This is a genomic window from Kordia sp. (genome assembly GCF_045105435.1).
Taxonomy (GTDB): Bacteria; Bacteroidota; Bacteroidia; order Flavobacteriales; family Flavobacteriaceae; genus Kordia.
Map to the genome: position 1 here is coordinate 1 of NZ_JBGCDL010000373.1, position 4,654 is coordinate 4,654.

3 protein-coding genes are annotated in these 4,654 nt (G+C 29.1%); all 3 read left to right on the forward strand.

Annotation, left to right across the window (positions count from 1 at the left end; all coding sequences use genetic code 11):
• Window positions 1-228: 228 nt before the first annotated feature.
• The 3 genes from AB8B65_RS19005 (at window position 229) to AB8B65_RS19015 (ending at window position 4,109) form a co-directional block, all read left to right on the forward strand.
• A complete protein-coding gene (locus tag AB8B65_RS19005; protein WP_405302863.1) occupies window positions 229-3,033 on the forward strand; it encodes a hypothetical protein in 2,805 nt (934 codons plus the stop codon).
• Between the two features lie 4 nt (window positions 3,034-3,037).
• On the forward strand, window positions 3,038-3,517 hold the full coding sequence (locus AB8B65_RS19010; protein WP_405302864.1) for an SMI1/KNR4 family protein: 480 nt from the start codon (window positions 3,038-3,040) through the stop codon (window positions 3,515-3,517).
• Between the two features lie 175 nt (window positions 3,518-3,692).
• A complete protein-coding gene (locus tag AB8B65_RS19015) occupies window positions 3,693-4,109 on the forward strand; it encodes a hypothetical protein (protein WP_405302865.1) in 417 nt (138 codons plus the stop codon).
• The last annotated feature ends 545 nt before the right edge of the window (window positions 4,110-4,654 follow it).

Here is a 4,654-nt window from a genome sequence, read left to right on the forward strand (position 1 = left end):
AGCGAACAGTCACTTTTTCATATCCGAAAATCATATTTAACATTGATTTGAGTACGTTTTACGAACTCAGAAATAGGATAAGTATGTCCAATTATCACAACACATTTTAAACAAATATTTTTATGAAAAAATCAATTTTACAATCATCTCAAAACAACTTAAATAAAAGTGAAAAATGTTTCATTGCTTTAAAATCTTAAGCCCTTTCACAGTAAAAATATATGACTAATGAGCGATTTAAGATATTTAATAGATTACCTAGCGGAAGAAAATAAGACAAATGTTACTATTCCAAGAAAAAAATATGTGCGATTTGATGCTAATTTAATACGTAGTGATTTTTTATATCAAGCAGATGGAAATTCAATTTTCACGGCTATAAAAGACACTTATTTAATTTCTGTGGCGCTAGCATCAAGCCAAAGTTTATGGTATAGAGAAACCACGGACGATTATGTTTATTATATTAAAAAGATAATAAACAATAACGGAACTACCACAGAAGAGTTTCATGTGCTTAATAGCGCCTATTTTGATAATCCTGAATGCATTTCTCTTGATGAAATTAATGATTTGTCAGAGATTCCATTATCATACAATCAATTTGAATACATCACGGATACTAATACATTGTATCTTGTATTTGAAGAATTAGATATGGTTTTTCTAGATGGAAGAAACAATAACTTCTATTACACAAGAGCTTCTTTAGCGGCAATTGAGAATGGAGAATATGATTTAAACTACAAGGATAGTTTAGGACTATATGATGATGTTTGGGACAATCTTGCGAGAAACCATTCTGAAAAAACGTTAAATAGAAATCAAAGAAAAGTTACACTAGATTTTAATGAAACAATTACGGAAGGTAGTGTATTTAAGTTTCCAATAATCAGTCATGTTAGTAGTACAACAGGAAGAGTTACATTAGATTATAATTTTGATAATGGAGAGCCAATTATTCATTCTAAAATCATCAATACAAATTATGCCTTTAGAATAGAGTTCAAATCCTTTCAAGCATTTTTATCATTCTGCAATCAAGTCTACTTTTCAAAAGGTGCAACATTTGATTTAAAAATCTACCCAAAAGTAGAAAAGCGATTTTATGAAAAATACCATGAAATCGTTAGTGACTTAATAAGAGAGTCAAAAAGAAGTTCGAGACCATTAGCAAATTTGATAGATATTGTATGGTTTTTACCACAAACATATCTCCAATCAAGTGCTCGATTTTTACCACTTCTTTGGGATTTAATGATCGAAATTCTAGAAGAAGATGATGTAAATAACCGCGGTTTAAATAAAGAAGATTTAGTTTCGTATATCATTATAAACATGAGTAAGATACTTTCTCCAGATCAATTTCTTAACCAATTTTTACTAACTATTGTCAACAAAAAAGATACGCCTTTCAAAAAATTATTTGAAGAACTACAAACTGATGACTTTAAGACATTTGTAAATGTATTTTGGAGTGTGTGGAGTCAATCTTCATATGCTAGTTTTGATCCTAAAAAGAATCCTGTACTTTCTGAAAATGAAGAAGATACTGCTCCTTTAGTGCTTCCGTATACAATAGACTCAACTTTAGGGTTCTATCATTCCAATGCTAAGATTAAATTCGCAAATGATCAAACAAGTATTGATGTAGCTTTAAGTGTAAATACTGGAAAAACAGTAACCTATGGTAAGAGACGAAGGGATCAAATAACGGTAAATGTTTATAATCATTATAAGTATAACTATCATGTTTTTCATCCAGTCGCTATTATAAATGAAAAAGCACCTAAATTTTTATACGATACAAATGAAGGGCAACAATTTACAGTACTTCCTGCTTTTGTATTATTAGCAAACGAGGAAAGCGCTTTTTGGAAAAATATTCAAACAGGCGGAGAATACTTAATAGATATTGTAACCACATTTTCTGGAGTTGGGAACTTGGCTAAGTTTAGGCATTTAAAGAGTATTGCTAAATTAGGACATAAATTAACCTTAGCTCAAAAAGCTAAAAAAGCAGTTACAGGAGTCGCTGCGTTTGTTGAAATATCAAGTGGAACCATCAATGCTTTATTAAAACTTACTGGAGTAAATGATACCGAATTTGGGCAAAATGTAAGTGAGGTTCTTTTTTACTTGGAGTTATTTGCCTTGGGCGGTGAAATTACCAATTTTATAGGTAAAAGATTAGCAAAAGCTTCGAAAGCATTGTTGGATCATCCGAATTTTGAAAAGTATCTGAATAAGATTGAAATTGATGAAATAACTCGTATTCGATTTGTGGATGAATTAAAACAGATTTTTAAAGAATATATTGAAAACATATCAATGCTAAGGATTATTCCTGATATTACGAGTGCATCAGAGAAAGCATTATTAAAAAAACTAAAAAAACTATTCTACAAGACATATAAAATACAATTATTAAAATATCAATCTATTGAAAAAGTTATCAAAAAATGGAAAGAAATTGCAGAACTTAATGCCTTAAGTAAAATCGAAATAAATGAATTATTATCTTTAAGAAAACTGCATAAATTTGCTTATAATAAAAATGCAGCATCATTTGTTTTTAAATTAAAAATTAATGGTGAAGTTGTCAATTTTGAATTGAAAGCCCTAGCAGGAAAAAAGATTAGCTCAAATGAGTTAGTAACTTCTGCAAATAAAAATAATCTAATGGAGCATTTAGGCTTCGATGAAATAAAGGACTTAATAGACCATTTTAAAGCTTATAATGATGAGGGTAAACTTATCAACCGTTTTTTTGATAGTGAAGTCAAAGTTTTAGATACTTTTGATGATGCAGTGAAGAGGCTTGAAACTAAATATGGAGCTGAGCAAGTTGAAGTTTTAGGAATGGAAGTAAAAACACTCTATGAGCCATGTGCATCTTGTAAAAAACAAATAATATTAAGACAACAGATTTACAAAATGAAAGAAGTTAAAGTAAAAGCTGCATGGAATGTTAAAGAGGGTAAGTTTGCGCAAGGCAATAAAGATTTAATAGAGATGAATCTCATAAAATAATAACATGGAAATAATATATTTAAGAAAACTGTTAGAGAACTCTACAATTGGTAAATCTACTATAAGAGGAGTCAGTGAAGAAAAAATAGTGTCAGTTGAAGAGAAATTTGATATTCGATTTCCTGTGGTATATCGTGAATTTTTACATCTAGCTGGAGCGTATTGTGGTGCGTTACCTTTGTACGACACAGCTAGTTTAGAAGAATTATCTTCTGATTGGCATCAAGAAATCATGAAAGAAACAATGACAGAATATGGTACAGTGTTAGACAGACCTTTTTGGTTGTATGCTGAAAGCAATGGGTGTGAGCAATTTGCCTTTTTCTATTTAGATGATGGTGATGACCCATATATATACAGAGTAGATTATGATTATCAAAATGATGAAAAGCAAACCGTTACAAAATCTGAATTTACATTTAGTCAAGTAATTGACAAAGCAATTGATAGAGCATACGATATTACAGAACGTGGAATATGGTAATATAAATTATCCAGCAATTGAAAAATTAGGTCATACAATCAACTATATTTTTTTTTACTTTACAGTTATTCTAAAACTTACACAACTTGGGTGAACGTAGAAGATATGAAAATCAATTTTTATTTAAGCCTATTAAAGTTTTAAGCCTGATTAAATACGTTTAAAAAAATTAAATATGAAAAAATTAGAATTAATAAAAGAATTAGTTGACTATATCAGTTATAGTAAAGAGCCTATTACTATTAAATATTTAAAAAAGGCGGAAGAAGAATTTGGAGAAGATATATTGCTCAGTTTGATTCGGTCTATTTTAAGATGGCAAAAAAGAATGATTAATTACCAACCTCTAAGAAATGTTCATTATGACAATATAAAAAAAGCGTATCCACTAGATGAAATAAAACTGGAGCTTTTCACAAAATTATTTAAATATTGTCTCGAATTATCGGAACTATTCATCATTGAAAATAGTGTAATGATGTACAACCCAACTTTAACAGAAGAAGAAAAAACAAAATTAATGGTTTTAAGTGACGAAAATATTATTGATCACAAGATTAGAATTACTCGAAAAAGACCTTGGAGAAAATGACAAATTTAAAATAGCACTAAAAAATAATTTTATTATTGATATTTTAAAATCGATTTAGTCATAAATTAAAAAATATGCTCACAGAAAACGAAATGCTAGGACAGTTGAAGATTTTATGTTAGATTTAGTTCATGAAGGTACTCACACATTAGATGAATTGGAAGTAACACATTTAATTAGAAATAAAGGTTATGGTCTTAATGAAGCAAGCTATAAGCTAGGTAATAACTAGGCATGGGAAAAGCGAACCTATTTTGCTGAGCGTACTTTTGAGCTATCGGCATTTGTAAGGCTAATCCAGAAGTAGAAACCATAGAAGAACTCATTAAGCATATAGAAAAGCATTACCCAATAGCACATTAAAACTTATTTAATACATTTGAAAAAATTAGAATTAATAAAAGAATTAGTTGACTATATCAGTTATAGTAAAGAGACTAATACTATTAAATATTTAAAAAAGGCGGAAGAAGAATTTGGAGAAGATATATTGCTCAGTTTGATTCGGTCTATTTTAAGATGGCAAAAAAGAATGATTAATTACC

Coding starts and splice junctions, on each gene's coding strand:
- AB8B65_RS19005 (WP_405302863.1), top strand. CDS start 229: ATGAGCGATTTAAGATATTTAATAGATTACCTAGCGGAAGAAAATAAG.
- AB8B65_RS19010 (WP_405302864.1), top strand. CDS start 3,038: ATGGAAATAATATATTTAAGAAAACTGTTAGAGAACTCTACAATTGGT.
- AB8B65_RS19015 (WP_405302865.1), top strand. CDS start 3,693: ATGAAAAAATTAGAATTAATAAAAGAATTAGTTGACTATATCAGTTAT.